This window comes from Candidatus Cloacimonadota bacterium (genome assembly GCA_011372345.1).
Lineage (GTDB): Bacteria > Cloacimonadota > Cloacimonadia > Cloacimonadales > TCS61 > DRTC01.
Window position 1 is genome coordinate 1 of the sequence record DRTC01000533.1, and the last position, 1642, is coordinate 1642.

The window sequence follows — 1642 nt, forward strand, 5'->3', positions numbered from 1 at the left end:
TTGTGCGGAGCGTGTGTCAGTGCTTGTCCTTTTGATGCGATCTTTATCAGGAAATATGGTCAGGAAGCAGTTGATAGAAAGCAATACAAAGGTGTCTGGGTTTTTGCAGAACAGAAAAATGATGAGATTGCTTCGGTTGTTTTTGAGCTTCTGGGCAAAGGAAAAGAACTAGCGGAACAAAGAGAAACCGAATTAACAGCTATTCTTCTTGGTCATAATATTTCCAATCTTACGGATGAATTATTTTTTCATGGAGCTGATAAAGTTATTGTTGTCGATGATCCTCACCTGGATAATTTTCTTGATCTGCCATATTCTTATGCACTTACAAATTTAGCAAAAAAATACAACCCTGAAATCATTATTTCCGGAGCAACTGTTTTTGGAAGATCATTTATTCCGAGAGTTGCAGTTGAATTGAAAACAGGTTTAACAGCAGATTGCACAGGTCTGGAAATCGATCAGGAGAACGGTGGACTGTTACAGACAAGACCTGCCTTTGGCGGAAATATCATGGCTACGATCGTCACTCCGAATCATCTTCCGCAAATGGCTACAGTTCGTCACAAAGTTATGGATACAGCCCATAGAGATGAAAATAGGAACGGAGAATTGATCATTGAGAAAATCGATTTCTCAAATTTTAAGGATAATTCTAAATACCTGGATTTTGTTCACGATGATACTCAAACCGTAAATTTGACAGAAGCAGATTTGGTAGTTGCAGGTGGCCGGGGCTTAAAGAAAAAAGAAAATTTTGAAATGATCGAAGAATTAGCTAAATCTCTCGAGGCAGCAGTTGCAGCTTCGAGAGCAGCAGTCGATTCGGAATGGATTTCCTATCCGCATCAGGTTGGTCAAACAGGAAAAACGATCAAGCCGACTATTTATCTGGCAATCGGTATTTCCGGAGCGATCCAGCATCTGGCAGGAATGCAGTCTTCGGATTATATCATTGCGATCAATAAAGATCCGGATGCTCCAATTTTTAAAGTAGCTGATCTGGGAATTGTCGGAGATATTTTTGAAATAGTTCCGCAGCTAACAAAGAAATTAAATAAATAATTTGAAAAATTAATAATTTTATGAAATTCAAAGTAAATTCTTGTATTTTCAATTCTGATAAAGTTATTTCCGGCATAGAGATAGAACTGAAAAGCAAGCTGCTGAAAAAAGAAGATGCTTTCTTTGATTGCTCCGACAAGTTCTCTTATCCTCCTTTTATCAATGGTCATGATCATTTAATAGGTAACTGGTATCCAAGATCCGGTGATAACAGACCTTATCCCAATTCCGATGTTTGGGTAGAGGATATGAAAAATTCTAAATCCTACCTGGAAAGGAATAAAGTCTGGATCAATGACGGAAAATTTGATCTGACCAAAGGAACTGCAAATCTACTGACTTCACTTGGAATTTACAAAAACATTTTTTCAGGATGTCACGCAGTACAGGATCATGGACCGAATCAGATCGATGAATATTATGAACAATTTCCTATCAATGTGATCAGAGAATACAGGCAATGTCATTCCATCGAATTAGGAAACTGGTGGGGTGGAAAATCAGCAAAAGAAGAATGGGAAGACACTAAAGGACAAATGCCTTTCATTATCCATCTTGCTGAAAGTTCGGTTAAAAA

Annotated in this window: 2 protein-coding genes; both read left to right on the top strand. The window is 37.9% G+C overall.

The window, feature by feature from the left end:
* The coding region (locus ENL20_10175) for an electron transfer flavoprotein subunit alpha (protein ID HHE38922.1) at positions 1-1065 on the top strand (1065 nt) is incomplete at its 5' end.
* 20 nt (positions 1066-1085) lie between these two features.
* Positions 1086-1642, top strand: a 557-nt coding sequence (locus ENL20_10180; GenBank protein ID HHE38923.1) for a chlorohydrolase, incomplete at its 3' end; no start/stop codon positions are given.